This window comes from Actinotalea solisilvae, from assembly GCF_016464425.1.
Lineage (GTDB): Bacteria > Actinomycetota > Actinomycetes > Actinomycetales > Cellulomonadaceae > Actinotalea > Actinotalea solisilvae.
The window spans coordinates 138,080-164,696 of record NZ_JADDKQ010000009.1; the positions used below are offsets into that span (position 1 = coordinate 138,080).

General features: G+C 73.6%; 23 protein-coding genes. 6 read left to right on the plus strand and 17 right to left on the minus strand.

What is annotated here, in order from left to right:
• The first annotated feature begins 153 nt into the window (after window positions 1-153).
• From JIG38_RS09555 to JIG38_RS09565, 3 genes are all read left to right on the plus strand, one after another.
• Complete coding sequence (locus JIG38_RS09555; RefSeq protein ID WP_199423570.1) at window positions 154-2,958, plus strand: N-acetylmuramoyl-L-alanine amidase; 2,805 nt, start codon at window positions 154-156, stop codon at window positions 2,956-2,958.
• Window positions 2,959-3,040: 82 nt separating this feature from the next.
• Window positions 3,041-3,910, plus strand: a complete 870-nt coding sequence (rfbA, locus tag JIG38_RS09560; protein WP_199423571.1) for a glucose-1-phosphate thymidylyltransferase RfbA — start codon at window positions 3,041-3,043, stop codon at window positions 3,908-3,910.
• Window positions 3,911-3,914: 4 nt separating this feature from the next.
• Window positions 3,915-4,604 carry a class I SAM-dependent methyltransferase gene (locus JIG38_RS09565; RefSeq protein ID WP_199423572.1) on the plus strand — a complete coding sequence of 230 codons (690 nt, stop codon included), beginning with the start codon at window positions 3,915-3,917 and terminating at the stop codon, window positions 4,602-4,604.
• A 43-nt stretch (window positions 4,605-4,647) separates the two neighbouring features.
• Here the strand turns inward: JIG38_RS09565 and JIG38_RS21010 are convergent, their stop codons facing one another.
• The 6 genes from JIG38_RS21010 to rfbD all read right to left on the minus strand — a co-directional run bounded on the left by JIG38_RS21010 (window position 4,648) and on the right by rfbD (window position 11,815).
• Window positions 4,648-5,301 carry an LbetaH domain-containing protein gene (locus JIG38_RS21010; RefSeq protein WP_199423573.1) on the minus strand — a complete coding sequence of 218 codons (654 nt, stop codon included), beginning with the start codon at window positions 5,299-5,301 and terminating at the stop codon, window positions 4,648-4,650.
• Window positions 5,298-6,398, minus strand: coding sequence for a glycosyltransferase (locus tag JIG38_RS21015; RefSeq protein WP_199423574.1), 1,101 nt, complete (start codon window positions 6,396-6,398; stop codon window positions 5,298-5,300). The genes JIG38_RS21010 and JIG38_RS21015 overlap by 4 nt, the downstream gene beginning before the upstream one ends.
• Window positions 6,395-8,461 carry a glycosyltransferase family 2 protein gene (locus tag JIG38_RS09580; RefSeq protein ID WP_199423575.1) on the minus strand — a complete coding sequence of 689 codons (2,067 nt, stop codon included), beginning with the start codon at window positions 8,459-8,461 and terminating at the stop codon, window positions 6,395-6,397. The genes JIG38_RS21015 and JIG38_RS09580 overlap by 4 nt, the downstream gene beginning before the upstream one ends.
• Entirely contained in the window at window positions 8,458-9,585 is a 1,128-nt protein-coding gene (locus JIG38_RS09585; RefSeq protein ID WP_199423576.1) for a DegT/DnrJ/EryC1/StrS family aminotransferase, read from the minus strand. The genes JIG38_RS09580 and JIG38_RS09585 overlap by 4 nt, the downstream gene beginning before the upstream one ends.
• A gap of 218 nt (window positions 9,586-9,803) precedes the next feature.
• Window positions 9,804-10,943: an acyltransferase family protein gene (locus JIG38_RS09590; RefSeq protein WP_199423577.1), complete on the minus strand. Its 1,140-nt coding sequence runs from the start codon at window positions 10,941-10,943 to the stop codon at window positions 9,804-9,806.
• Between the two features lie 2 nt (window positions 10,944-10,945).
• Window positions 10,946-11,815 (minus strand): dTDP-4-dehydrorhamnose reductase, encoded by an 870-nt coding sequence (gene rfbD / locus JIG38_RS09595; RefSeq protein WP_199423578.1) that lies wholly within the window; start codon window positions 11,813-11,815, stop codon window positions 10,946-10,948.
• 131 nt (window positions 11,816-11,946) lie between these two features.
• On the opposite strand from rfbD, the gene JIG38_RS09600 reads away from it, so the two are divergent.
• Window positions 11,947-12,564 carry a dTDP-4-dehydrorhamnose 3,5-epimerase family protein gene (locus JIG38_RS09600; protein WP_199423579.1) on the plus strand — a complete coding sequence of 206 codons (618 nt, stop codon included), beginning with the start codon at window positions 11,947-11,949 and terminating at the stop codon, window positions 12,562-12,564.
• Between the two features lie 22 nt (window positions 12,565-12,586).
• Here JIG38_RS09600 and JIG38_RS09605 read toward each other — a convergent pair whose 3' ends face one another.
• Genes JIG38_RS09605 through JIG38_RS09620 form a run of 4 tightly spaced genes read right to left on the minus strand, consistent with a single transcriptional unit; the run spans window position 12,587 to window position 17,070 of the window.
• Window positions 12,587-13,714 (minus strand): glycosyltransferase family 4 protein, encoded by a 1,128-nt coding sequence (locus JIG38_RS09605; protein WP_199423580.1) that lies wholly within the window; start codon window positions 13,712-13,714, stop codon window positions 12,587-12,589.
• 5 nt (window positions 13,715-13,719) lie between these two features.
• Complete coding sequence (locus JIG38_RS09610; protein WP_199423581.1) at window positions 13,720-14,817, minus strand: lysylphosphatidylglycerol synthase transmembrane domain-containing protein; 1,098 nt, start codon at window positions 14,815-14,817, stop codon at window positions 13,720-13,722.
• Window positions 14,814-15,506 (minus strand): acyl-ACP--UDP-N-acetylglucosamine O-acyltransferase family protein, encoded by a 693-nt coding sequence (locus JIG38_RS20705; protein WP_199423582.1) that lies wholly within the window; start codon window positions 15,504-15,506, stop codon window positions 14,814-14,816. Before JIG38_RS20705 ends, JIG38_RS09610 begins: the two co-directional genes overlap by 4 nt.
• A gap of 31 nt (window positions 15,507-15,537) precedes the next feature.
• Window positions 15,538-17,070 carry a hypothetical protein gene (locus JIG38_RS09620; RefSeq protein WP_199423583.1) on the minus strand — a complete coding sequence of 511 codons (1,533 nt, stop codon included), beginning with the start codon at window positions 17,068-17,070 and terminating at the stop codon, window positions 15,538-15,540.
• Window positions 17,071-17,244: 174 nt separating this feature from the next.
• On the opposite strand from JIG38_RS09620, the gene JIG38_RS09625 reads away from it, so the two are divergent.
• On the plus strand, window positions 17,245-18,345 hold the full coding sequence (locus JIG38_RS09625) for a DegT/DnrJ/EryC1/StrS family aminotransferase (RefSeq protein ID WP_199423584.1): 1,101 nt from the start codon (window positions 17,245-17,247) through the stop codon (window positions 18,343-18,345).
• 3 nt (window positions 18,346-18,348) lie between these two features.
• Window positions 18,349-19,317, plus strand: a complete 969-nt coding sequence (locus tag JIG38_RS09630; RefSeq protein ID WP_307844768.1) for a Gfo/Idh/MocA family protein — start codon at window positions 18,349-18,351, stop codon at window positions 19,315-19,317.
• Between the two features lie 19 nt (window positions 19,318-19,336).
• Here the strand turns inward: JIG38_RS09630 and JIG38_RS09635 are convergent, their stop codons facing one another.
• The 7 genes from JIG38_RS09635 to JIG38_RS09665 form a co-directional block, all read right to left on the minus strand.
• Entirely contained in the window at window positions 19,337-19,945 is a 609-nt protein-coding gene (locus JIG38_RS09635; protein ID WP_199423585.1) for a hypothetical protein, read from the minus strand.
• Window positions 19,946-20,017: 72 nt separating this feature from the next.
• Complete coding sequence (gene arr, locus JIG38_RS09640; protein ID WP_199423586.1) at window positions 20,018-20,476, minus strand: NAD(+)--rifampin ADP-ribosyltransferase; 459 nt, start codon at window positions 20,474-20,476, stop codon at window positions 20,018-20,020.
• Between the two features lie 56 nt (window positions 20,477-20,532).
• Entirely contained in the window at window positions 20,533-21,729 is a 1,197-nt protein-coding gene (locus JIG38_RS09645) for a glycosyltransferase family 4 protein (protein ID WP_199423587.1), read from the minus strand.
• A complete protein-coding gene (locus JIG38_RS21020; RefSeq protein ID WP_199423588.1) occupies window positions 21,726-22,238 on the minus strand; it encodes an acyltransferase in 513 nt (170 codons plus the stop codon). Before JIG38_RS21020 ends, JIG38_RS09645 begins: the two co-directional genes overlap by 4 nt.
• On the minus strand, window positions 22,238-23,167 hold the full coding sequence (locus tag JIG38_RS09655) for an NAD-dependent epimerase/dehydratase family protein (protein ID WP_199423589.1): 930 nt from the start codon (window positions 23,165-23,167) through the stop codon (window positions 22,238-22,240). The genes JIG38_RS21020 and JIG38_RS09655 overlap by 1 nt, the downstream gene beginning before the upstream one ends.
• 25 nt (window positions 23,168-23,192) lie before the next feature.
• A complete protein-coding gene (locus JIG38_RS09660) occupies window positions 23,193-24,332 on the minus strand; it encodes a DegT/DnrJ/EryC1/StrS family aminotransferase (protein ID WP_199423590.1) in 1,140 nt (379 codons plus the stop codon).
• A 117-nt stretch (window positions 24,333-24,449) separates the two neighbouring features.
• The gene (locus JIG38_RS09665) at window positions 24,450-26,489 is read right to left on the minus strand and encodes a DUF7657 domain-containing protein (RefSeq protein WP_199423591.1); all 2,040 of its coding nucleotides are present in this window, start codon (window positions 26,487-26,489) and stop codon (window positions 24,450-24,452) included.
• Between the last annotated feature and the right edge of the window lie 128 nt (window positions 26,490-26,617).

Here is a 26,617-nt window from a genome sequence, read left to right on the forward strand (position 1 = left end):
GCCCGCCCGGGTCGTCCCGGTGCGCCCGGGATGTGCCGGCGCCGCACGGGCGCCCTCCGGCACGCCGGCGACCAGGTGTCCGGTGTGTCCCCTGGTCGGGACACCCCCCGAGGTGTTCCCCTGGACCCCTCACACCGCTCGGGGGTCCCACGCATGTCCAGGTCCGTCATCGCCGCCGCCGTCGCCGTCGCGACCGCCGGCACCCTGCTGCCGACCGCGGCCTGGGCGGGCTTCCCCGCCGCACCCGCGCGCACCGACGTGCCCGAGGTCGAGGTCGCCGAGCTCGACCTCGCGGGTGTCGCCCCCGAGGCGCTCGGTGCGCTGCCGGCCGAGGCGCCGGCGCCGGCCGAGGACACCGGTGGCGTGTCCGCGCAGAGCGCGCCGCAGGACGCCGCCGGGACGGCCGGCGCGCCCGCGCCCGACGTCCTCACCGCCGAGCTCGACACCGCCCCCTTCTCGGTCCTCGGGGTCACCTGGGACCCGTCGCCCGAGCTCGAGGGCGTCGTCGTGCGCTACCGCGTGCGCCAGGCGGACGTCTGGACCGACTGGGAGGCGGTCGGCGCGTCCGACGTCGCGCCCGACGCGAACCGCCAGGAGGCGGCCGACGCGACGACGCGGGGCGCGACGGACCCGATCGTCGCGATCGACGCCGACGGCGTGCAGCTCTGGGCCGAGGCCGAGCAGGGCACCGTGACCGGCCTCAAGGCCGTCCTCATCGACCCGGGCGAGAGCGCCGCCGACGCGAACGCGGTCGCCGCGGCCGCCGTGCCGGTGCCCGGGCAGCCGGCGATCGTCTCGCGGGCAGGGTGGGGCGCCGACGAGTCGCTCAAGACGTGCGTGCCCGACTTCTCGACCTCGATGGACGCGGCCGCGGTGCACCACACCGCGTCGGCCAACGGCTACTCGCAGGACTCGGTGCCCGGGCTCATCCGCGGCTTCTACGAGTACCACACGCGCGCCGAGGCGGCCGGGGGCCGCGGCTGGTGCGACCTCGGCTACAACTTCCTCGTCGACCGCTTCGGCACCATCTACGAGGGCCGCGCGGGCGGCATCACGAGCACCGTCGTGGGCGTCCACACGGGCGGCTTCAACAGCCGCACCATCGGCATCGCGGCCATCGGCGAGTACGGCGCGGCCCTCGTCCCCGACGTCCTCACCAACGCGCTCGCGAGCCTCATCGCGTGGAAGTTCTCGATCCACGGGATCACGGCCGGCACCACCGTGCAGATGGTCTCGGGCGGCGGGGCGTCGAAGTGGCCCGAGGGCACCGTGGTGAACTTCCCGACCATCTACGGGCACCGCGACGCGCAGCTGACGTCGTGCCCCGGGCAGAACCTCTACGACCTGCTCCCCTACCTCAACGCGCGCGTCGCGGACCTCGCCAACGCGGCGGTCTCGGTGTCGCCGCGGGGCACCTGGGAGTCGACGTCGACCACCTCGAGCTCGATCAGCGTCGGGGGCTGGGCCTTCGACCCGGAGACCGCGGCGCCCATCACCGTCGAGGTCCGCGTCAACGGGGCCCACGTGGCCTCGGTCGCCGCGGACCGCCCCCGCGCCGACATCGGCAGCCAGTTCCCGGCCGTCGGGCCGAACCACGGCTTCGCCGCCACCATCCCCGCGGCGTCCGGCACCGTGACCGTCTGCGTCGCCGCGGTGAACGTCGGCGAGGGCACCACGGTCTCGCTCGGCTGCCGCAACGTCACGGTCCGCAACAGCGCGCCCATCGGCGCCGTCGACTCGATCGTCGCGAACGGCACCACCCTGACCGTGTCCGGCTGGACGCTCGACCCCGACACGACCGCGTCCAACGAGGTGCACATCTACGTCGACGGCGTGGGCGTCTCGCTGCTCGCGAACCAGTCCCGGCCGGACGTCGCCGCGGTCTACAACAAGGGCGACAAGCACGGCTTCAGCTACGCGACGCCGGCCGGCCCCGGGGACCACAGCGTGTGCGTCTACGGCATCGACACGGGCGGCGGCGCGAACACCGTCCTCGCGTGCCGCACGGTGTCCTCGGGCGCTGTGGCCCGCACCGCTCCCATCGGCGCGATCGAGCAGGTCACGGCGACCAACACGTCGCTCACCGTGACCGGCTGGACGCTCGACCCCGACACGACCGCGTCGAACCAGGTCCACCTGTACGTCGACGGCGTCGGGACGGCCCTCGTCGCCGACGTGAGCCGCCCCGACCTCGCATCCCGGTACGGCAAGGGCGACAAGCACGGGTTCACCTTCACGACGAACGCCCGACCCGGGCCGCACAGCGTGTGCGCGCACGGCATCAACACGGGCCCGGGCGACAACACGCTCCTCGGCTGCCGGACCATCGTCGTGCCGGACGCGGCGCCGATCGGCGTGATCGACGCGGTCACCACGACGAACACCCAGCTCGCGCTCAGCGGCTGGTCGCTGGACCCCGACACCTCGGCGTCGAACGAGGTGCACATCTACATCGACGGCGTGGGCGTCTCGCTCCTCGCGAACCAGTCCCGGCCCGACGTGGCGGCGGTCTACAACAAGGGCGACAAGCACGGCTGGTCGTACGTCGTGCCCGCGGCCCCGGGCCGGCACGACCTGTGCGTCTACGGCATCAACACCGCCGCCGGCGCGAACACGCTGCTCGGCTGCCGGACCGTCGTCGTCCCCGACGCGGCGCCGATCGGCGTCATCGACGCCGTGACGACCTCCGCGGGACGCCTGACGATCACCGGCTGGACGCTGGACCCGGACACGAGCGCGTCGAACCAGGTGCACATCTACGTCGAGGGCGTGGGGTACTCGCTGTGGGCCGACCGCTCGCGGCCCGACGTCGCGGCGGTCTACAACCGCGGCGACAAGCACGGCTACAGCCACAGCGTGGCCGTGCCGGCCGGCTCGCGGAGCGTGTGCGCGTTCGGCATCAACACCGCTGCCGGGGCGAACACGCTGCTCGGGTGCCGGACCGTCGTGGTTCCCTGACCCGCCTCGTGAGGTGACCTCCCCCGCCAGGACCTGACCGTCCGGTCCTGGCGGGACCCCCGCATGGGCAACAATGGGGATCATGCGCGGAATCATCCTGGCCGGCGGGTCCGGCACCCGGCTGCACCCCATCACGCAGGGCGTGAGCAAGCAGCTCGTCCCGGTGTACGACAAGCCGATGATCTACTACCCGCTGTCGACCCTCATGCTTGCCGGCATCCGGGACGTGCTCGTCATCACGACGCCGCACGACGCCGAGCAGTTCCACCGCCTCCTGGGGGACGGGTCCCAGTTCGGGATCTCGATCTCCTACCAGGTCCAGGAGGTCCCCAACGGCCTCGCGCAGGCCTTCGTGCTCGGCGCCGACTTCGTCGGGACGGACTCGGCCGCGCTCGTGCTCGGCGACAACATCTTCTACGGCGGCGGCCTCGGCTCGCGGCTCCAGCGCTTCTCCGAGATCGACGGCGGCGCCGTCTTCGCCTACCGCGTCGCGGACCCGACGGCGTACGGCGTCGTGGAGTTCGACGAGACCGGCAAGGCGCTCTCGCTCGAGGAGAAGCCCACGAAGCCCAAGAGCAGCTACGCCGTGCCGGGCCTCTACTTCTACGACAACGACGTCATCGCGATCGCCCGCGACCTCGAGCCCTCGGCGCGCGGCGAGTACGAGATCACCGACGTCAACCGCGTGTACCTGGAGCAGGGCCGCCTGCAGGTCGAGGTGCTCCCCCGCGGGACCGCGTGGCTCGACACGGGCACGTTCGACTCGCTGCTCGAGGCCTCGGACTTCGTCCGGACCGTCGAGCACCGGCAGGGCCTCAAGATCGGCTCGCCCGAGGAGGTCGCGTGGCGCCAGGGCTTCCTGTCCGACGACGAGCTGCGCGAGCGCGCCGAGAAGCTCGTGAAGTCCGGCTACGGGACGTACCTGCTGGGGCTCATCGAGCTCGGCGGCTGAGCGGATGCGCCTCAGCCGCCTGCGGGACGAGGTCGCCGAGGTCCTGGACGAGATCCCGATCGACTTCGGAGGCGGCTGCAGCCTCTCCAAGGGCACCGTGCTCGCGGACCTCCTCGTCTCGCACCGCATCACGCGCTCGGTGGACATCGGCGTCTACCGGGGACGGTCGTTCTTCCCGCAGGCCGTCGCGCACCGGCACACCGGCGGTGTCGTCCACGGCGTCGACCCGTACTCGAGCGCCGAGGCGCACGAGGTCGACCACCCCGAGCTGGCCGAGCAGATCGACCAGTTCGTCCGCACGACGGACTTCGACGCGGTGCACGACACGGTCGACGCCATGCGCCACCGCTTCGGGCTCGCGGAGCACGCCCGGATCGTCCGCGCGACGTCGCACGACGCCGCGCGCGTCCTCGAGGGGCCGTTCGGTCTCGTCCACATCGACGGGAACCACGACACGGCACCCGTGATGCAGGACGTCCGGGACTACGTCCCGCTGCTCGCGCCCGGCGGGTTCCTGGTCATGGACGACATCTCCTGGACGTCCGTGAAGCCCGCCGTCGACCTCGTCAGCACGCAGATGACGCTGCTCTACGCCCGGGTCGACACGTTCAACGACTACGCGGTCTTCTGGAACGGGTCGGGACGCCGCAAGCACCTCCTGCGCGCCAGGGTCGCCGCGGCCGGCGAGGGCTGACACGGCGGCGGGACCGGCGGCGAGGCCGGTCCCGAGGAGCCCGTCACCGGATCGTGCGGAGCCAGTCGTCGAGCACCCTGAGCCGTCGTGCGGGCACCCCTGCGTGCACCTCGAGCGGAGGCACGTCGCGCACGACGACCGCGCCCGCACCGACGACCGCGCCCGCCCCGACGCGCACACCCTGACGCAGGGTCGCACCGATCCCGACGAAGGCCCCGTCCCCGATCGTGCACCCGCCCCCCACGTGCGCCCCGGGGCTGATCGTCACGTGGTGGCCCAGCACAGTGTCGTGGCTCAGGGTCGCCCCGATGTTGACCAGCCCGTGCGCACCTACGACGACGTCGCACGAGAGGACGGCCGTCGGGCCGACGACGGTGCCCGCCCCCAGGCGTGCGGTCGGCGACACCACCGCGCTGTCCGCGACCACGGTCGCGAGGGCGGTGCCCGGCCAGCGCGCGAGGAGCTCACGCCGCAGGCCGGGGGCGCCCACCGCCGCGACGACCGGGAGCTCGCGGTGGGCGTCGTCCGGTGAGGTCACGTCCACGAGGCCCGCCGCCGGGTCCACCCACGCCGGGTCGACCGCCAGGAACACGCAGCGGGCGGCCGCGCCCGCCCACTCCTGGGTCTCGCGCGCCTGCGCGCCGGCGCCCACGACGCCGTACCGGGTGACGGGCGTGCCGTCGGCGGCGACGATCACCCGAGGTCCCCCCGGAGCACGGGCGCCCGCACGTCGAGCTGGCGCGCGGGCGCGTAGACGTGCCGGACCTTGCGCAGCCCGGACTGGGCGACACGCCGGATGCCTCCCGGCTCACGCAGGAGCCGCACGAGCCGGTCGGCGATCTGGCCGGCGTCCGGCACGACGACGAGCGCGTCGCGCCCGTCACGCAGGAAGCGGCTCTGACGGAACTCGTCCGTCGCGACCACCATGACGCCGCAGAGCGCGGCCTCGACCGACGACGCGAGCGGGAACCCGTCGAACGCGCCCACGGCGAGCACGCCGGGGCGGTTCGGCGAGACGATCGCGTCCATGCCGCCGTAGAGCTCCTGGAGGCGGGCCGACTCGAGCACGCCGTACATCTCGAACAGGTGCTGGTGCCCCGGCGGGAGGTCGGACGCGTCGAACTGACCGACGACGTGACCGCGCACCGGCAGACCGCGGCGCGCGAGCTCGGGCACGAGCGCCGCGAACTCCGGGAAGCCCTTGTCGGCGCCCGTCACCGAGTAGCGGTGCGCGACGAAGCAGAGGTCGAGCGTCTCCTTGTCGACGCCGAAGTAGTTCGTCCGCTCCCCCGGCCCCGGCCGGAAGTACGCGCGGCTGACGAAGAGACCCTGGAGCTCGCTCGTCGGCACGTGCGGGTACCGTGCGGCGACCATCTCGGCGACCCGCGGCTGGGTCGTGAACAGGTGGCGCAGGAGGGGCGAGCCGAGCACGCGGTCGAGCTTGGCGAGCGCCTCGTCGGTGCCGTCGAGCCCGCCGCCGGGGTAGAGCGTCAGCACGAAGGGCACGCCGGCGGCGGTGAGGTCGTCGAGGTAGTACGCCGCGTTGTTGAGGAAGATGAGGTACGCCTGGTCGACGTCCGCGAGGGCCGTCGGGTCGTACGCGTGCACCCGGTCCGCGAGGTCGGGGTACCGCTCGCCGAAGGCCGCGACGAGCTCGTCGAGCGGCCCGACCGTCGTGCGGACCGACGTCACGAGGTCGGCGCGCAGCAGCTCGGTGAACTCGGCGACGCGGAAGCCCGACGACAGCACAGGGAAGTGGTCGTCGAGGACGACGGTCCGGCGCTGCTCGGTCACCGCGAGCGGGCGAGGTGGTGACGGACACGGACGGGCCAGCTGCGGAACGGCGTCCGCCTCATCCGGTCGAGGACGATGAGCAGCAGCGCCCGGGTGGGCACCTTCTCGGCGACGAGCGGCGCGGCCGGGACCGGGGACGTCAGCGCCGTCCACGGCGCCTCGCCCGAGACCTCGAACCCACGCAGCGCACCGGTCTGCTCGTGGAAGGTGAGGTCGCGGATGCCCTCGCGCACGCGCAGCAGGCGTGCGCAGCGCTCGTCGCCCAGCAGCTCGTAGAACATCCGCAGCCCGTGGACCTTGTTGATCTGGTGCATGGGGCACGGGGCGTTGAGCCACAGCAGCATCTCGGCGACCCGGCGGTCCTCGGCCGTGTTGATGACGTCCGACGCCATGACGTCGGCGAAGCCCTCGACGAGCATCTCGTCCGAGCAGCCCTCGAAGAAGCGCTCCATGACGATGAGGTGCTCGCGGAAGGTGCGCGCGACCGAGACCTCGGTGACGGCGCTCGTGTTCGCGCTCTCCGTCAGCATGCGGAAGAGGACCAGGTCCTCGGTGTTCATGACGTGGATCGGGTACGCCTTGACGAGCTCGACCCACATCGCGAGGTCGGGCAGCTGACGCAGGCGGTTGTCGTACAGCCCGTGCTCGAGGTAGAACCGCCGCCGCACGAGGATGCTCGGGTGGCACAGGGCGTTGCCCTTGTCGAAGAAGTACCGCAGCCACTGCGCCTGCGAGCGGTTGTGCGAGCGGAACACGTCGTGCCACGGCAGGACGGAGCCGGCCGGCATCGGGCGGCCCTGCTCGTCGACGAACCGCGCGCTCGTGAACACGGCGCCGAGCTCGGGACGCTCGTCCATGACGGCGAGCTGTCGGCGCAGCTTGTCGGGTGCCCACATGTCGTCGGAGTTGAGCACCGCCACGAACTCGCCGCGGGCCTCCTGGATGCCGATGTTGAGCGCCGCGGCACCACCCTGGTTCTCGCCGAGACGGTACGAGCGCATGCGCGGGTCCGAGACGGTCTGGATCGCGGCCCACGTGCCGTCCTTGGAGCCGTCGTCGACCACGATGAGCTCGAGGTCGCCGAACGTCTGGTCGAGCACGCTGTTGAGCGCGTCGACGACGAAGCGCTCGTGGTTGTAGGCCGCGACGACGACGGAGACCCGCGGCGGGCGCGCGGTGACCCGCGGCACCGGGTACCCGAGCGGCGCGGCCGGCTCCGGGCGCGGCGCGGGGTCCTGGTGCTGCAGGTGGAGGATCTGCCGCTCCACGAGCCGCAGGTTCTGCTGGAGCGGCAGGGCGAGCCGCTCGCCGAAGATCTCCATGTACTGCGGGATGAGCCCGTGCAGCTGGTCGAGCCGGTCGAGCTCGGACTTCCCCGACCAGTGGCCGCGCGAGTGCGTCCGGTACATGGTCATCGCCTGCGGCAGGAAGCCGGCGTCGCCGAACTCGGTCACCGCCATCCCGATGGCCCAGTCGAAGCTCACGCGCTCGAAGACCTCGGGCGAGATCCGCTGCAGGCACGCCGTGCGGTACATGCAGGCGCTGAAGGTCGCGAACCAGTTCATCGTCGCGAGCTCGGCGCTGGTCACGCGGCTGAGGTGGCGGTCCGAGCCCATGAGGGGGACGACGTGCCCGTCCTCGGCGTCCGAGTCGTAGAGCACGACGCGGCACGCGACCATGGCGAGGTCAGCGTGCTGGTCCAGCACGTCGGCCTGCCGCTCGAGCTTGTCGGCGGCGATCCACTGGTCGTCGCCCTCGAGCACGGCGACGTAGGTGCCGCGGCACGCCGCGAGGCCCCGCCAGTAGTTCTTCGTGATCCCGAGGTTCCCCACCGGGGGCAGGACGACGACGCGCAGCTCCGGGCGGTCCGCGACCCACCGCTCGATGATCTCGGTCGTCCCGTCCGTCGAGCTGTCGTCCGCGACGACGATCTCGATCGGACGACCGGTCACCTGGGCCGCGATCGAGTCGAGAGCGCTCTCAACGTACGCGGCGTGGTTGTAGGTGACGAGCAGGACGCTGATCGCGGGAGGCGACTCCTGGTGCCGGACGGCCGTCGTCACGCCGCCGCCCGCTTCGCGTCGACCAGGTCGCAGATCGTGTCCACCAGGTCCGGCGTCATCTCACCGTAGAGCGGGAGCACCAGGCACTCGCGCGCCGCCGCCGTCGCGTGCGGCAGGTCGGCGGCCGAGCGGAGGTGGCGGTAGGCGTCCATCTCGCTGCACAGCGGGTGGAAGTACTTGCGGCTCACGATGCCGTGGTCCAGGAGGTGCGAGCGCAGGGAGTCCCGGGTCCACGCCTCCTCGGTCCGCACGCGGACGGTGAGGTACTGGTAGGACGGCCCTCGGCCCGAGAGGACCTCGAGTCCGTCGACCGCGTCGAGCCGCTCCACGTACTGCCGCGCGAGGGCGGCCCGAGCGTCGATCTCGGCGTCCAGCACGTCGAGGACGGCGAGGCCGACCGCGGCGTGGACCTCGCTCATCTTGCCGTTGAGGCCGACGCCCTCGACCGACTCCTCGCCCGTGATGCCGAAGTTGCGCGCCGTCCGGAAGCGGGCCTGCTGGGCGGCCTCCGGCGTGACGAGCGCACCCCCCTCGACGGTGTGGAAGAGCTTGGTGGCGTGGAAGCTCAGCATCGTCACGTCGCCGATGGCCTCGGCCGAGTCGAAGACGGGGCCGCTGCGCCCGAAGATGTGCGCGCCGTCGTAGACGATCCTCAGGTCCGGCCGCCGCTCGTCGCGCAGGCGCGCGATCGCCGCCGTGTCGCAGAAGTTGCCGTACACGTGCGTCCCCACCACCGCGGAGACCCGGTCCGTCAGCCGCTCGGCGACGCTCTCGGCCGAGAGCGTGAGGTCGTGCGGGTCGACGTCGGCGAAGACCGGCTCGATGCCGAGCAGGCTCAGCGCGTGGACCGTCGCGGGGAACGTGAACGGGGTCACGATCGCCTGGTCGTGCAGGTCCAGCTGGCTGAGCGCACCGAGCAGCGCCGTCGTGCCGTTGTTCCACAGGGAGAGGTGTCCTGCGCCGAGCCGGCCCTCGAGCCGCTCCTCGAGCTCGACGTGGGCCGGGCCCATGTTCGTGAGGATGCCGGAGTCGAAGACCCGCCGCAGCGCCGCCTCGAGGTTCTCCCACGGCGGGATCACCGGCCGCGTCACGTACACCGGCCGGTCCAGCGCAGTCGACGCCATGGCGCGTCGTCCCCCTTCCCTGAGCGGCGACGTCCGGGCGCAGCCACGCGGGGTCCCCGGGCGCGAGAGTCTGGAAACCCAGCGAGTCCGGGTCACCGCACCGCGTGACTCTAGTACACGCGCGCTGCACTCCAGCCGGGACGTCCGGCGCCCCGGAGCGTCTCGCGTCGTGCTCGGTACGTCGAACGGGTCAGCGATCCGGTCACCGTCCGGTCACCTCACGGCTCACGGCGTGCGCGGCGTCCGGCCATGATCAGGTCGCGAGGTGGCGACGCCTCTCCCCGCCGAGCGACGAGCGTCTTCAGCCGGAGGGCCGGGCGCTCGACGAGGCGCCACGAGAGGTACGCGAGCGGGAGCGTGCCGACCAGCGTGAGGCCGAACAGCGCGGCGGGCGACAGGTCGACCTCGTTGCGCAGGGCCACCGCCACGGCGACCTGCGCGACCGGCCAGCCGTAGACGTAGGTGCCGTACGAGATGTCGTGCCGTAGCACGAGCCGGGTGCGCCACAGCCCCAGGGCGACCACCACGACCGGGAACGACAGGAGGTAGACGACGACGCGCACCAGGTCCGCCGGCACGGCCGGCGCGAAGAGGAACGGGACGACCCGGGTGACGCCCGCGACGAGGAACGCGAACACCTGCGGGCTCGCGCTCAGCGCCAGACCGATCCCCGCGAGCACGACGACCTCGCGACGCAGCACCTCGGGCCGCACGTGCAGGAGCGCGCCGCCGAGGAACATGAGCAGCATCGGCACCACGGCGGCGGTGAAGTCGTCCGGTGCGCCGATGTTCGCGAGGTAGACCACCCAGGCGGCGCCGGCGAACGCGGGGAACGCGCCCGGGCGCAGGACGCCGGTGAGACCGAGCAGCGCGAGCGCGCCGTACGCCACGACCTCCCACGTCAGCGTCCAGACGGGGCCGTTGACGATGAAGGGGACGGGGTTGTCCGCGTACTGGCCGAACGGCCGCGCGACGGCGAACGCCACCACCATCGCGACGACCACGCCGGGCACGATGCGGAGCGCGCGGTAGAGGCCGAAGCGCGTGAGCGACGGGCTGCGGTCCCAGCTCGCCGCGATGAGGTAGCCGCTGATCGCGAAGAAGCCGTGCACACCGAGGTTGCCGAGCGTGCGTCCCCACGCCGTCGGCTCCTCCTGCCCCACGAGGGCGAAGGCGTGCGAGTAGATGACGCAGATCGCGAACAGCAGCCGCAGGACGTCGAAGCTGTTGCGGCGGTCCACGGCTGGCGCGGCCGGCGCGGCCGGCGCGGCGGTCGTCGCTGTCGGCGCGGTGGCCGGCACCGCGTCCGGGTCCGCCCCGGCGACGGTCGGCGTGCCGGTGGAGGCCGGCGTCGTCACCGCTACGCCCCGGGCGCGGCGACGCGGCCGGCGAGCACCTCGTCGAACGCCACCGCCCAGCGCTCGCGCCAGTCGCCGATCGGGACGACGCCCGGCGTCCGGAGCGCCGCGTGCCCCAGGACGGAGAAGGCCGGGCGCGGCGCCGGGCGCACGTACACGTCACTGGTCGTCTCCCGGACGACGTCCGGGTCCATGCCGGCGGCCCCGACGACCGCCTGCGCGAAGCCGTGCCACGACGTCCGGCCCGACGCGGTGCCGTGGTACCGGCCGCTCGGCGCACCCGCGTCCACCAGCCGCACCACGAGGTCGGCGAGGTCGCGGGTCCACGTCGGCTGACCGACCTGGTCGGCGATCACGTCCAGGCCTCCGCGCTCGGCCGCCAGGCGAGCGATGGTCCGGGGGAAGCACGCGCCCCCGGCGCCGTAGAGCCAGGCGGTGCGCACGATGAGGTGGTCGGGTGCCTCGGCGCGCACGGCCCACTCGCCCGCGAGCTTGGTGCGTCCGTACGCCGAGCGCGGCGCCGCCGGAGCGTCCTCCGCGTACGGCTCGGCGGCCGCACCGTCGAACACGTAGTCCGTCGAGATCTGGACGATGCGCGCCCCGGCCTCCCGGGCGGCGCGCGCCAGCAGCTGGGGACCGGTGGCGTTGACCGCGAACGCGTCGCCCTCGTGCGACTCCGCCGCGTCGACGTCGGTCCATGCGGCGCAGTTGACCACGACGTCGTGCCCCCGCACGGCCGCGGCGACGGCGCTCTCGTCCGTGATGTCGACGGTGTCCCGGTCGGCACCCGTGACGTCGTCACCGCGCCCTCGGAGCAGCGCCACCAGGTCCTGCCCCAGCATCCCGTGGGCGCCTGTCACGATCCAGCGCACATCTGCTCCCTGTCCCGTCCGTCCTGCTGTCCCGGCCCCCGTCCGACGCGGGTCCGGCACGTCACCCTAGCGGCCCGCCGCTAGGCTGGCCGCGCCCGCGAAGGCCCGTCGCACCCTCAAGGAGGACCTCCGTGCAGATCCGCGAGCTCGCCGTCCCGGGAGCGTGGGAGATCACGCCCCGCCAGTTCCAGGACCCCCGCGGGGTGTTCCTCGAGTGGTTCAAGGCGGAGGCCTTCACCGAGGCGGTCGGGCACCCCCTCGACCTGCAGCAGGCGAACTGCTCGGTCTCCGCGGCGGGCGTGCTGCGCGGCATCCACTTCGCCGACGTGCCGCCCGGCCAGGCGAAGTACGTCACGTGCGCGCGGGGCGCGGTGCTCGACGTCGCGATCGACATCCGCGTCGGTTCGCCGACCTTCGGCACGTGGGACGCCGTGCTGCTCGACGACGTCGACCGCCGCGGCATCTACCTGTCCGAGGGCCTGGGCCACGCCTTCCTCTCGCTCGAGGACGGCTCGACCGTCATGTACCTGTGCTCGACGGGCTACGCGCCCGGCCGCGAGCACGGCATCCACCCGCTCGACCCGGCCCTCGGCATCGCGTGGCCGACGACGGCCCGCGACGGGTCGCCGCTCGAGCCGCTGCTCTCCGAGAAGGACGCCGCCGCGCCCACCCTCGACCAGGCGCGCGCCGACGGCCTCCTGCCGCAGTGGGACGCCGTCCAGGAGTACGTCGCCTCGCTGCGGGGCTGACGCCGCGCGCGGGAGGGCCGCGTCAGGCCCCCGGCGCCCGGACCGCCGCGGCGTAGGCCTCGAGGTGGGCCGCGGCGGACGCGTCCCAGGTGAACCCCTCGGCGCGCCGCCGGGCGGCCTCGCCCAGGCGCCCGCGCTCCTGCGGGGCGTCGAGCAGCGCGCGCAGGCCGCGCGCGATCTCGGCCTCGTCCGTGCCGCAGTACGCGACGGCGTCCCCGCCGACCTCGGGCAGCGACAGCTCGCGCGTCGTGAGCACCGCCGCACCGCACGCCATCGCCTCGAGCACGGGCAGCCCGAAACCCTCGCCCCGGCTCGGGTAGGCGAGGACGAGCGCGCCGGCCAGGAAGCCGGCGAGGTCGTCGAACGGCAGGTAGCCGGCGCGGATCGCGCGCAGGTGGCCGGGCACCGCGGCGAGGGCGGGCTCGACGTCGTCGTCCCAGCCCTTGCCCCCCGCCAGCACCAGCGCGGGCGGGTCGGCGCGGTCCGCGCACACCTCCTGCCACGCCCGGACCAGCGCGGGGACGTTCTTGCGCGGCTCGAGCGTGCCGAGGAAGCCCACGTACCCCCCGGTCACCCCGAGCGACGCGGCGACCCGGCGGCGCTCGGCGTCGTCGACCGGGTGGAAGACCGCGGTGTCCACGCCGTGGTACGCCACGTGGAACCGCTCGGCGGGAGCCCCGGTGAAGCGGCGCACCTCGTCGCGGGTCGCGGCCGAGGGGACGACCAGCGCGGCCGCGCGCCGCACCGCGACGCGCGTCGCGGCGCGGAAGAAGCGGCCCTTGGTGCCGGTGTGCACCTCGGGGTGGCTGAAGAACGTCGCGTCGTGCAGCGTCACGACGACGGGCACGGGGGCGAGCGCGGGCAGCGTGTAGTGGGGGCTGTGCAGCACGTCGGCGCGCACCCGGCGCACGAGCGCGGGCAGGCCCGCCTGCTCCCACGCGAGCCGGACCGCCCGCCGGCCGGTCGCGGCGGGGGCCGCGACCACCTCGGCGCCCGCCGCGAAGGACCCGACGACGTCGAGGTCGCGCGGCTGGACCGCCACGACGAGGTCCGCGCCCTGGCGCACGAGCGCCGGCACGAGCTCGTCGACGTAGCGCCCGACCCCGCCCCGGTCGGCCGGGACGGCGGTCGCGTCGAGCAGGACGCGCACGCCGCTCAGCCGGCGACGGGGCGCGCGACGTCCGCGGCCGTCGGGTCGACGTCGACGAAGCGGCGCCGGGCGAGCACCGCGAGCGCCGTCGCGGCGCCGGCGATCGCGAGGTCGCCCATGGTGAAGAGCATGCGCGAGCCGAGCGCGAGCGCCGTCGCCTCCCCCGTGCTCATGAGCGTCGCGAACGCGGCGACGATGATCGCCTCGCGGACGCCCACCCCGGACGGCAGGACGACGGCGAACAGGCCTGCGGTCATCCCGATCGCGATCGTCCCGGCGCAGAGCAGGATCATCTCGACGCCCGGGTCGACGATCGAGTTCGCGAGCAGCCACAGGTGCAGCCCGAAGCACACGTAGGACGCGAGCGCCCACGCGAACGACCGGGCGACGACCCGGCGGCGCAGCATGTGGTCGAGCGGCGGCTTGCGCAGCACCCGGAAGACGAGCGACGCCATCCACGTCATGACCTTGGGGTGCAGGCACACGAGGCCGACGGGCAGCAGGACGAAGAGCCAGAGCAGGTCGCGCTGGTCGCTCAGCAGCAGGGGCAGAGCGCCCAGGCCGAGCACGAGCGAGGCGACCACGCCGATGCCGGCGGCGAAGAGGCTCGTCGCGAACACCCGGGCGCGTGCGATGCCGTACTGGCGGCCGAGCTCCATCTGCAGCAGGTACGCCCACACCGACCCGGGCACGTACTTGCCGAGCTGCCCGACGAGGCAGACCTGGCCGCCGCGCGCGACGCCGACCTTGGGCCCCATGTCGTCGAGCAGCGTCTGCCAGCTCAGCGTGCCCGCGACGAGGCCCGCGAGCACGAGGCCGAACGAGAGGATCGCCGTGAGCGGGTGCACGCGCGTGAGGGCGACGCTGACGTCGTCCCACTGGCGCACGACCTGCCACGACGCGGCGGCCACGACGACGACGATGAGGACCCAGCGCGCCAGGACGAGCACGCGGTCCTTCGTGGACCGGGCCGTCGCGATGGTGTGCGGCTCCTCGAGGTGCGCGGGCTCGGCCGTCGCGGGTGCGGTGCTCGGGGCGGGGTTCGCGCGGGTCGCGGGCGCATCGCCGTCGGGGTTCTCCACAGTCCGGTCAGCGTACGTCATGAGGTCCGCGTGGCCTCGGCCCACCACGCGAAGTGCTCGCGCAGGGCGTCCGGCACGTCGGCGTCCACGCCGGCGCCCTCGAGGTAGGCCGCGTGCACGCGCGCGACGGTCGCGTCGTCGACGCCGAGCCGGCTCATCCCGACCGTGTTGGCGCCCTGCACGCGGGCCGGGTTGCCGAAGGCCTTGGCGAACGGCGGCACGTCGCGGGTCACCACGGAGCCCATGCCGACCATGGCCCCGGGGCCGACCACGCGCCGCTGGTGCACGACGGTCCCGAGCCCCAGGTTCGCGCGGTCGCCGAGACGGACGTGCCCGCCCATGGTCACGGTCGAGGCGAGCGTGACGCCGTCGCCGATGACCGTGTCGTGAGCGATGTAGACCTTGTTCATGATGAAGCAGTCGTCGCCGACGACGGTCTGCTCCTTCCACCCCTGGTGGATCATCGTCTGCTCGCGGATGACGTTGTTGCTGCCGATGACGACGCCCGTCCCGGCGGGCGGGCCCTCCCACTGGGCCCCGTGCTCGACGCCGCGCACCTCGGGCGGGGTCCCGATGACGACGCCGGGGCCGATCCAGTTGCCGTCGCCGATGCGCAGCGGTCCGTAGAGGACGACGTGCGGGCCGACGACGTTGCCGGTGCCGAGCTCGACCCCGGCGCCGACGACGGCGGTCGGGTGGATGGTGGTCATGGGGTCTCCGTTCCCGGGAGGCGAGGGTCGGTCAGACCCAGGAGAAGGACAGGCCGAGCACCGTGACGACGGCGACCCCTGCGAGCAGGCGCGGCAGCGCCCGCCCGGGGACGAGGAGCGCGACGAGCACTGCGAGCAGCGGGCCGAAGCCGATCGAGTAGCGCGACACGATCGGGAAGTCGAAGCCGAAGTTGAGGACGTTGGCCGTCCGCAGCGCGGGCGGGTAGAGCACGATCGTCAGGAGCGTCGCGACCGTGAGCAGCAGCAGCGGGTGCACGAGGCGCGGACCGCGCGCGGCGTGCGAAGCGACCTCGGTCTCGTCGGGCGCCTCGTCGGCCGCAGGCAGGGCCCGGTCGTCGGCGGCGGGCGCGGCGGCGACGTGAGCACGGTCCGACGACGCCGCCGACCCTGCCGACGCCCCGGGGACCGCGAGGAGCTCGGCCGGACCGCGGCGGAGCGCGCCGAGCGCGGCGAGCACGAGCGCGCCGGCGACGAGCACGGGCACCCACCCGGTGAGCCCGCCGGCCGCGGCCCGCAACGGGGCGAGGACGATGCCCTGCGCCGGGAGCTGACCCGTGTCGAGCCACGCGACGTGCAGGCTCGTCAGCTCGCGGAAGAAGCCGGAGACCACCGAGGCCGCGTCGCCCGGCGCCGCGAAGCCGTAGAGGGTGTCGTTCGGCACGGCCGCGCGCATCGAGATGACCTTGCCCCACACCACCACGGGGGTCACGACGACGGCGGCGAGGGCGGCGACCTGCCACGAGCGCGGCTGCCACGGGGAGTCGACGCGCAGGCGCCGTCGTCCGACGAGCGCGACGACGGCCGCGAGGCCGAACGCGCCGACGGGCAGCGAGTGGGTCACCGCGGTCCCGGCGGCGAACGCCGTCGCGGCGAGCAGCCACCAGAACCCCCGGCCCGTCCGCATCCAGCGGACGCCCGCGAACGCGATGAGCGCCCCCTGGAGGAGCGCGAGGGACATGGGGTTGACCACGGTGCCGAGGAACGCGATGGACGACGCGGCCACCGGGACCAGGGAGGCGAGCACGAGGCGCGACCCGCGGGCGCCCGCGGCGCGCGCGCCCACCACGGTCACGAGCACGCCGAGGCCGAGCAGGATCGCGCTGGACAGGCGGTACGCCGACACGGCGTCGAGCCCGGACCCGGTCGCGTCGAGGCCGCGTCGGAGGGCCTCGGCGCCGACGAAGTACGTCGGGTAGTGGATGTACGCGGTGGACCACCGGCCCGACGGCAGCACGTCCGGACCGATCTCGGGGGCGCCGCACGGGTACGCGATGTCCCCCGCCTCGTGGCCCACGCCGCACGCCCACTCCTCGACGAGCGCGTCGGAGTAGGGCATGCCACGCAGCGGCACGACGCCCTCGTGGAGGCGGTAGGCGTAGTCGAGGTGCACGTGCTCGTCGACCGTCGACAGCTTGTGGCCGTCGAGGGCCACGACGACGAGCGAGACCACGAACGCGACGACCGTCACCGCGAGCACGGTCCACGCGGTCACCTCGGACGGCCGGGTCCGCTCGCGTGCGCGCACGGGCGCCCCTGCGCTCATCGTGGTTCCTCCTGTACGGGCGGGAGTCGGCTGCGGGCCGCCGTCCGGGCGTCGTGCCACCCCGGGCCTGCGCAGCCGCCTCACCCTACCGGGGCCGGGACCGTCGACCCGCGTCCCCCTGCGCCCCACTGATAGCGTCGACCGTCAGCATTGGGAGCGAGAGCGAGGTCAGGCGTGATTCCGATTTCCACCGTCGTCCTGGGACCGGAGGTCGAGGCGAAGGTCCTCGAGGTCCTGCGGTCCGGGATGGTCGCCCAGGGCCCCGTGGTCGCCGAGTTCGAGCGCCGCTTCGCCGAGCTGACCGGCGTGAAGCACGCCGTGGCCGTGAACAACGGCACCACCGCGCTCGTCGCCGCGATCCAGGTCCAGGACCTCCAGCCGGGCGACGAGGTCGTGACGAGCCCCTTCACGTTCGTCGCGACGCTCAACGCGATCCTCGAGGCCGGTGCCACCGCGACGTTCGCGGACATCGCGACCGAGGACTTCAACCTCGACGCCGCGGCCGCCGAGGCCGCGATCACGGACCGCACCAAGGTCCTCATGCCGGTCCACCTCTACGGGCAGACCGTGCAGGCCGACGCCTTCGCGGACCTCGCGCAGCGCCGCGGCCTCGCCCTCATCGAGGACTCGGCGCAGTCGCACGGCGCGACGTTCGAGGGCCGCGCGGCCGGCAGCTTCGGCATCGGCTGCTTCTCCTTCTACGGCACCAAGAACCTCACCACGGGCGAGGGCGGCATCATCACGACGGACGACGACGACGTCGCCGACCGCCTGCGCGTGCTGCGCAACCAGGGCATGCGTGCCCGCTACCAGTACGAGATGGCGGGTCACAACTACCGCCTCACGGACCTCCAGGCCGCGCTCGTCCTGCCGCAGCTCGACCGCTACGAGCAGACCGTCGCGACCCGCAAGCAGAACGCCACGGCCCTCATCGAGGGCCTCGCCGACGTGCCCGGGCTCGTCGTCCCGCGCGAGCTGCCGGGGCGCTCGCACGTGTGGCACCAGTTCACGGTGCGGATCACGCCCGAGGCCCCCGTCTCGCGCGACGAGTTCATCGCGAAGCTCACCGAGGCCGGCATCGGCAACGGCATCTACTACCCGAAGCTCGTCTTCGACTACGACTGCTACCGCGACCACCCGCGCGTCCGGATCAGCGACGTGCCGGTCGCCGCGCAGGTCGTCACCGAGGTCGTCTCGCTGCCGGTGCACCCGAAGGTGTCGGGCGTCGACGTGCAGCACATCGTCGACTCCGTCCGCCGCATCCTGGGGGCCTGAGCCGTGGCGCCGCTCCCCCGCATCCTGCTCGTCGGCGCGGGCACGATGGGCTCGTTCCACGCCCGCGTGACCGCGCAGAACGAGGCCTGCGAGCTCGCGACGATCGTCGACCCGCGCCCCGAGGTGGGCCAGGCGCTCGCCGACCGCTACGGCGCGTCGTGGGCGCCCGAGCTCGGCTCCTTCGAGGGCATCGACGCCGTCATCGTGGCGGCCGCGACCGAGGCCCACGGCCCGCTCGCGCGCACGGTCCTCGAGGCCGGCCTGCCCCTCCTCGTCGAGAAGCCGGTGACGGCGGACCTGCCGGCGACGATCGAGCTGCTCGAGCTCTCGGAGCGCGCGGGCGTCCCGATGATGTGCGGGCTGCTCGAGCGCTACAACCCCGCGGTCCTCACCGCGCGCAGCGTCATCGAGAACCCCGTCCACGTCAACGGCGCGCGGCACTCGCCCTACGCCCCGCGGATCAAGACGGGCGTCGCGTGGGACCTCCTCGTGCACGACGTCGACCTCGCGCTCCAGGTGCTCGACGGCGACGTGACCTCGGTCGAGGCGTCGGTCGGCCACTTCCACCCCTCGTCCGTGCCGGGCGCGGAGGACGTGGTCGAGGCCCTCCTGGGCTTCTCGGACGGCGCGGTCGCGACCGTGTCGGCGAGCCGGCTGGGCCAGAAGAAGGTCCGCACGATGACGATCCACGAGCTCGACCGCATGGTCGAGGTGGACCTGCTGCGCAGGGACGTGACGGTGTACCGGCACGTCTCGGGCGAGGCGGCGACGGAGGACGGCCGCGGCTACCGCCAGCAGACGATCATCGAGATCCCCGAGCTCGTGACGAACAAGGAGCCGCTCGCGGCCCAGCTCGAGCGCTTCCTCCACGTGCTCGACGGCACGGTCGACGCCGACGCCGAGCGCGCATCGATCCTGCCCTCGCACCGCGTGGTGGCGAAGGTCAAGGAGGTCAGCGCCGCGCAGGCCTGACGGCACGACGACGACGACGTCAGTCGCAGCCCGGGCTCTCGACGGAGACGCTCGAGACGGGCGAGTCCGGGTCGTCCGTCGCGCTGTACCAGGAGTAGGCGCCGACGGTGGTCCGGTACTCGGCGATCTCGTCCGAGTCGAACGAGTACGTCGGCTCGATGACGCCTCCCTCGTCCAGCACGAGGCGGACCGGATCACCCGGGTACACCCCGTACGGCGGCTGGACCTGGTCCGCGAGCGGTCCTCCGCCCAGGTACCAGCCGGTCGCCGCACCCGCCGGGTCGTCGAGGTAGACGGTGAGCCCACCCCAGCTGACGTACCAGAAGGAGCAGGACTCCGCGACGGGTTCGGTCGGCTCACCCAGGACGGTCACGAGCCGGTCGTAGGCGCCGGCCGACCCGAGCACGACGTCGCCGACCCCCTGGTCCGTGAGGAGCACCGGGGCCGGGGGCGCGGGGGGCGTCGTCACCGTCACGGTCGGGGCCGGGGTCGCGGGACCGGCGGGCGCACCGGAGGCGCTCGGCACCGCGGTCGGCTGCTCCCCGCCGGTGCCGGGCGTGCACCCGGGCGCGACGACGACGGCGAGCGCGACCAGCGCCGCACCGGCGGAGCGGGGCACCCGCACCATCAGCCACCTCCGCTCGGACGCGTCGCTGCGAGCGTAGCGACGATCCGTGGCCGACGGACCGGACCGGCCGCGTCAGTCCTCGATGACGTCGAGCCCCTGCTCGCGGAGCCGGGCGAGGCTGTCGAGCATGCCCTGGAGCACCTCGGGGGTGTGGCCCTCCCAGTCCTCCAGCTCGCGCACGACGCGCAGCGAGCCCCGGGTGCGGTAGGACTGCGTCGGGTTGCCCGGGAACCGCGTGTCCGTGACGTTGGGGTCGTCCTCGAAGGGCCCGTCCGGCGCGACGACGTAGACGTGCCCGCGCCCCGCGTCGCCGGCCAGGGCCGTGCTCAGCTCGGCGCCCCAGGCGGCCGTCTCGACGAGCGCCGAGAAGTAGATGTGGTTCGACACGCGGCCCTGCTGGTAGTTCGACCCGTGCCCCGGGACGAGCACCGTGCCCGCGGGGACCGCGTTGCGCGTGCCGTGGAAGAACGGCCCGGCGACGTGGTCGCAGTCCTCGTAGGTGACCCGTCGCCTGGTCGAGGCGTCGTCCACGGTCGCCCCCTCCGTGCGTCCGTCCCCGGCGGAGCGCCGCCGCGGTGCCCTGGTGCTCAGCGCGCCGCGGCGCGCTCCGCGGCCATCTCGGCGAGCACCTCGAGGTGCTGGTCGAGCACGTGCTCGAGCGAGAAGGACTCGTGCACGACGGCACTCGCACGGGCCCCGATCTCGCGGGCCCGCGTGCGGTCGCGTAGCGCCTCCTTGAGGGCCGTCGCCATGGCGTCGACGTCGCCCTCGTGGGTGAGGAAGAGGTGCTCGCGGTCGCGCAGGGGCACGGTCGGGAAGTTGTCCGCGCGCGCCGGGGCGACGACGGGCACGCCCGCGGCCATGGCCTCGAGCGTGGCGGTGCCGAGCCCGATCCCCTGCTCGTGCGACTCGACGTCGGCCGCGGCGAGGTAGTCCGGCACGCGCGCCTTGGGCACCGCGCCGACCGAGATCACGCGGTCGCGGATGCCGAGCTCGGTCGCGCGCTGCTCGAAGCGGTCGTAGTAGACGCGCCCGACGACGGCGAGCACGGCGTCCGGGAACTCCTCGAGCACCGCCGGCATGGCCTCGGTGAGGATCACGCGGTCCCGCAGCGGGATGACGTGACCGAGCGAGAGCACGAGCGGGGTGTCCGCGCCGACCCCGAGCGACGCCCGCGCTGCCGCGCCGTCGCCGCCGGTCGTCCACGCCGGGTCGACGCCGACGGGGATGTACTCGAGCGCCGAGTAGCCGCCCTTGTAGCGGTCCTTGATGTACTCGTCCATGAGGACGTCCATGACGACGAGGCGCGGCTTGTAGCGGCGCAGCACCGGCCAGACCATCGTCGCGTCGAGCGTGCGGAAGACGCCGTGGTAGAGCGCCGCAGGGTTCTCCAGCCGGGTGTGGACGCTGAGCAGCGCCGGGATGCCGCGCCTGCGCGCGTACAGGCCCGTCGCCCACGTGAGGTCGAAGAACTGCCCGTGCTGGTGGATGACGTCCGGACGGAAGTCGTCCAGCACCGCGGCCAGGGCCTGGGGCAGGCTCGGCCGCGTCGCGAACGAGATGTCGAAGCTCACGGCGAACCGCGTCTCGGGCAGCGACACCGACGGCATGCGCACGATGCGGATGCCGTCGCGCTCCTCCTCGGCCGGCGCGTCGCCGTAGGCCGCCGTGACGACGAGCACCTCGTGGCCGCGGGCCGCGTAGCCGCGCGCGAGCGCGTCCGACAGGTGCGAGCTCCCGCCCACGCGCGGCGGGAAGAAGTTGTTGACGACGACGATCCTCATCGCGCTCCCCCGCTCGCGTCGGCTGCGCCCCCGGCTCCGCCCGCACCGGCCCCCGCCTCGTCGGCGGGGAGCGGCACGTACGTCACCTCGCCGTCGTCCGCGATCTCGACGCGCGACACCGGCCGCGCCGGCACGCCGGCGACCACGGTCCGGGCCGGCACGTCGCGCGTGACGACGGCGCCCGCGGCGACGACGCTCTCGTCGCCGATGGTCACGCCCATCATCACGACGGCGTTGCCGCCCAGGAACACGCGGTCGCCGATCGTCACCGGGGCACGGTCGACCTGCGGGTGCCGCCGCCCGGAGACGCACCGGGCGGCGCTGCTGTGGGTGTAGATGTGCACGCCGGACGCGATGTCGCAGCCGGCGCCGATGGTGAGCCCGCCGGACCCGTCGATCACCGTGAAGGCACCGATCCACGTGCCCTCCCCGATCGTCGGCTCGCCGACGATCCAGGAGTGCTCGTGGTACGGGTTGGGCGGCAGGGTCCCCGGCGTGCGAGGCGGCATCAGCCGCCGTTCCGGATGAGCTCGGTCATGCCGTCGCGCACGGCGATCGTCGGCTCGAAGCCCAGGATCTCCTTGGCGCGCGTGGTGTCGGCGGCGCGGCGGCTCACGAGGACGTCGCGCGGGTTGAAGATCGGCTCGACGTCGGCGCCCACGGCGTCGATGAGGATGCGCGCGAGGTCGGCGATCGACGTGTCGATGCCCGTGCCGACGTTGACCGGCAGGTTGGCCTTCTCGGCCTCGAGCGCGAGCACGGCCGAGCGCGCGATGTCGTGGACGTGGATGAAGTCCATCGACTGCTCGCCCTTGCCGTCGATGACGGGCGCCTCGCCCTGACGCAGGCGGTTGACGAAGTGGTTGATGACCGAGGTGTAGTACGCCGTCGTCTTCTGGCCCGGGCCGTAGACGTTGAAGAAGCGCAGCGCGATCCACGACAGGTTGGCCCGGCGCTGGTAGAAGCCGAGGAGGTCCTCGCCCGCGCGCTTGGAGATGCAGTACGGCGTGAGCGGCGACAGCTCGTCGTCCTCGTGCATGGGGAGCTTCTTCGGGTCGCCGTAGACCGACGCGCTCGAGGCGAACACGAGGCGCTCGACGCCGTGGTCCGCCGCCGCGGCGAAGACGTTGTGGTTGCCGATCATGTTGATGTCCATGGACTCGTACGGGTCCGACTGGCTCTTGTTGATCGACACCGCGGCGAAGTGGATGACGTGGCTGCAGCCCTTTATCGCCTGGTGGACCGCGCCGCCGTAGCGGACGTCCTGGTCGATGAGCTCGACGTCGCCCGTCGCGGCGAGCTTCGCGACGGCGTCGCGGTCGCCACGGAACATGTTGTCGAAGATCCGGACCTTGTACCCCTTCTCGAGGAGCATGGGGACCACGTGCAGGCCGATGAAGCCGGCGCCGCCGGTGAAGAAGACGGTCTTGTCTGCCACGAACTGACTCCTTGATCCCGCCGCGTCAGCGGCGGCTTGTGGGGGCGGTGACGACGTCGCGCACGGCCGTGGCGACGGTCCGGACCTGCTCGGACGTGAGGTTGGCGTGCATCGGCACCGCGAGGTGCCGCGCGAAGAGGTCGGCGGAGACCGGCAGCTGCTGCTTCAGGCCGTAGACCGGCTGCAGGTGCGAGGCGTAGGTGCCGAAGTTGCACTGCACGCCGCGGGCGCGCAGCTCGGTGGCGACCACGCCGCGGTCGAGCGACGGGTCGAGCGTGATGACGTAGGACTGCCACGGGTGCTCGCGGTCCGCCAGCTCCACCGGGAGCGTCACGAGCTCGAGGTCGCCGAGCAGCTCGGCGTACTCGGCGGCCGCACGACGGCGGTTCGCGAGGAGCGTGGGCAGGCGGCGCAGCTGGACCTGCATGATCGCGGCGGCGACGTCGGACAGGCGGTAGTTGTAACCCGCCTCGTCGAACGACGGCACCGGCAGGTCCGTGCTGGCCTCGCGCGTGAGCGCGGGCTCGATGCCGTAGGTGTGCAGCTTGCGGGCGTGGTCGGCGAGGTCCGTGCGGTCGGTGACGAGCGCACCGCCCTCGCCCGCGGTGATGCCCTTGCGGCCGTGGAAGCTGAAGGTCGCGACGTCCGCGAGGCTGCCGGCGGGCCGGCCCTTGTAGGTGGCGCCGGCCGAGCAGGCCGCGTCCTCCATGAGCCAGAGCCCGTGCTTGTCGGCGATCGCCCGCAGCTCGTCGTAGTCGGCGGGCTGGCCGAAGGGGTCGACGGCGAGGATGCCCACCGTGCGCGGCGTGATCGCGGCCTCGACGGCCGCCGGGTCGGCGCTCCAGATGTCGGGGCGGACGTCGGCGAAGACCGGGGTCGCGCCGGTCCACATCACCGAGTGGCCGGTCGCGGGGAACGTGTAGTCGCCGACGATCACCTCGTCGCCCGGGCCCGCGCCCAGCACCTCGAGGCCCAGGTGCAGCGCCGAGCCGCAGTTCGACGTCGCCAGCGCGTGCGCCGTGCCGACGGTCGCGGCGAACGCCTGCTCGAAGGCGCGGCACGAGGGCCCGGCACCCGACAGCCAGCCGGTCGTGAAGACCTCGGCGATCGCGGCGAGCTCCTCCTCGCCGACGGTGGGCTGGCCGAGGGGGACGACGTCAGTCATGGGGCTCCTTGTGCGATCGACCGGTCCAGCATAGGTGCAGGGGCCCGCCGGACCCGCGTCCCGGCGGGGCCGTGGGTGCGTCGACGGCGCACCCGGGGTGCGGGGCGGACGGACGGCTCACGGCTGCCCCGCCGCCTCGTCGGACGGCGGGACGACCGAGTAGAGGCGGTAGACCGCGCCGGGCGCGGTGACCTCGTCGACGAGCTCGAGGCAGGGCTGGGTCAGCTCGACGTCGCTGAGGACGTGCTGCACGGCCTCCTGCTCGTAGGGGTCGCACGAGTCGAGGTTGACGCGCACCTGGTCCCCCGCCGGGTTGAACACGCGCGGCGCGGCCGGGTCGACCACCCAGCCGACGTTCGCGAACCGGTTCCACTCGAACTCGTAGCGGCCCTCGGGGTCGATCGCCTCCCACGTCTCCACGTCGGGCGCGCTCTGGAACCCGTTGAAGCCGCCGACGCCCGTCTCCGTGAGGATCGGCCCGACGTAGCTGCCACCGACGCCCGCCCAGGTCCCCGGCTGCTCGGCCTCGAGCGCCATGACCGCCTGCGCGACCTCGGTCTCCCGGATGTCGTACACGCCGCGGTAGAAGGGGTTGACCCAGCCGGCGAGGACGATCGAGAGCGCGGCGAACGCCGCGGCCCCCGCCGCGGGCCGGCGTCGCGCGAAGAGGAGGACGGCGAGCGCGAAGACCGCCGTGAGCACGGGCCACGGCCCGACCTTCGCGGCGAGCACCGCGTTGCCGTCGATGCGCTCGAAGAACGCGACGTGGAACCCGACGGACGCGAGGGCGGCACCGACGGCGAGCCACCAGGGCGCCGGGGCGCCCTCGCGGTCGAGCGACCGGCCGACGAGGCCGATGAGCACGATCCCGAGGAGCCCGAGGCCGATGACCATGCGGTTCGCCTGGACGCGGTCCAGCAGCAGGAGGTGGGCGACCGCGTCCCACCCGGGCACGTACATGTGGGCGACGAGGAGCAGCCCGACGGCGAGGGACGCGACGAGCGGCCAGTCCGTCCGGCCGCGGCGGACCGAGCGCACGACCGCCCAGACGCCGACCAGGGCGACGAACGCTCCGACGAAGACGAAGGTCGACGCCTCGGACGAGTTCGGCCGGATCCCGTACGAGCTGCCGTCGCGCAGCGCGAGGCTGAAGAGGCCGAGGAAGGTGGCCTCCCAGTCGGTGTCCGCGAGGCCCGAGCCGGCCGCGACGAGGCGCTGGCCCGGGTAGACCGTGCCGAGGAACCCGCGGATGGTGTCGAGCCGCGTCGCGAGGAAGACGACCATGACGACGGCGGCGGCCGCGCCCCCGACGGCCACGGGGACGAGCCGGCGCAGCCGCTCGCGCAGCGGGAGGCCCGTGCCGGGGCGCAGCACCCAGCCGACCGTGAGGCCGAGCGCGACGTACGCGACCGGGATGAGGAAGGGCGCGTAGATGCCGAGCGCCGCGGTCACCGTGACGTAGCCGACGGCCGCCGACCAGCCCCAGCGCGCACGCCCGCGCGGGAGGGCCTGGGTCCAGACCACCGCGGTCATGACGAGGAGCGCCCACGCCGGCGGCCAGAGCGTCTGCGGGAGGTACCACCACTGGAAGAACGGCGAGAAGTAGAACGCGACGGCGAGCAGGGCGGCCGCGACGGGCCGGCGAGGCCAGAGCGACACGACGAACATGTAGGCCGCCGCGACGAGCGCGGCGCCGGGCAGCCACCACTTGAGGGCGAACGCGTTGTCGAGCGGGAGCGCGAAGAACCCGACGTTGTGGGGCCGGAACGCGGCGGACCACTCCGCGTACGGCGTCTCCCAGTTGAGGGTCATGTCGACGCCGCCCGGGAGCGCCTCGTTCTCGACGGGCAGGCCCTCCTCGACCTGGGAGACCGTGTAGACGGTCTGCACGTTCCACTCGTCGCTGCGGATCGCCTGGGGCGTCAGCGCGATGTGGTCCGGGTCGGGCCCCGTCTCGAAGAAGGAGTGCATGATCCCCGACGACGACCCGGTGACGCCGAACGCGACGAGGCCGAGCATGACGACGGCGACGAGCGCCGGGAAGCCCAGCAGGACGCGCACCTGGGGCAGGCCGTCCGGGCGAGGCTCGGTCCAGCGAGCCCATCGGCCGCGTGCCCCCGCGTCGTGCCCGGACGCGGCCAGGCGCTCGGACCGCACGGTGAACCGGTCGTCAGGTCCGCTCCCCGCTCCCCCGGTCCGCACGGACCGTGTCGGGGGCTGCTCGGCGGCCCGCTCAGCGGGCTGCTCAGCGCTGGGGTCTGACACCGACGCCCCTCCGGGTCCTC

Coding starts and splice junctions, on each gene's coding strand:
- JIG38_RS09555 (WP_199423570.1), top strand. CDS start 154: ATGTCCAGGTCCGTCATCGCCGCCGCCGTCGCCGTCGCGACCGCCGGC.
- rfbA (WP_199423571.1), top strand. CDS start 3,041: ATGCGCGGAATCATCCTGGCCGGCGGGTCCGGCACCCGGCTGCACCCC.
- JIG38_RS09565 (WP_199423572.1), top strand. CDS start 3,915: ATGCGCCTCAGCCGCCTGCGGGACGAGGTCGCCGAGGTCCTGGACGAG.
- JIG38_RS09585 (WP_199423576.1), bottom strand. CDS start 9,585: ATGGCGTCGACTGCGCTGGACCGGCCGGTGTACGTGACGCGGCCGGTG.
- JIG38_RS09610 (WP_199423581.1), bottom strand. CDS start 14,817: ATGACGTACGCTGACCGGACTGTGGAGAACCCCGACGGCGATGCGCCC.
- JIG38_RS20705 (WP_199423582.1), bottom strand. CDS start 15,506: ATGACCACCATCCACCCGACCGCCGTCGTCGGCGCCGGGGTCGAGCTC.
- JIG38_RS09620 (WP_199423583.1), bottom strand. CDS start 17,070: ATGAGCGCAGGGGCGCCCGTGCGCGCACGCGAGCGGACCCGGCCGTCC.
- JIG38_RS09635 (WP_199423585.1), bottom strand. CDS start 19,945: ATGGTGCGGGTGCCCCGCTCCGCCGGTGCGGCGCTGGTCGCGCTCGCC.
- JIG38_RS09645 (WP_199423587.1), bottom strand. CDS start 21,729: ATGAGGATCGTCGTCGTCAACAACTTCTTCCCGCCGCGCGTGGGCGGG.
- JIG38_RS21020 (WP_199423588.1), bottom strand. CDS start 22,238: ATGCCGCCTCGCACGCCGGGGACCCTGCCGCCCAACCCGTACCACGAG.
- JIG38_RS09660 (WP_199423590.1), bottom strand. CDS start 24,332: ATGACTGACGTCGTCCCCCTCGGCCAGCCCACCGTCGGCGAGGAGGAG.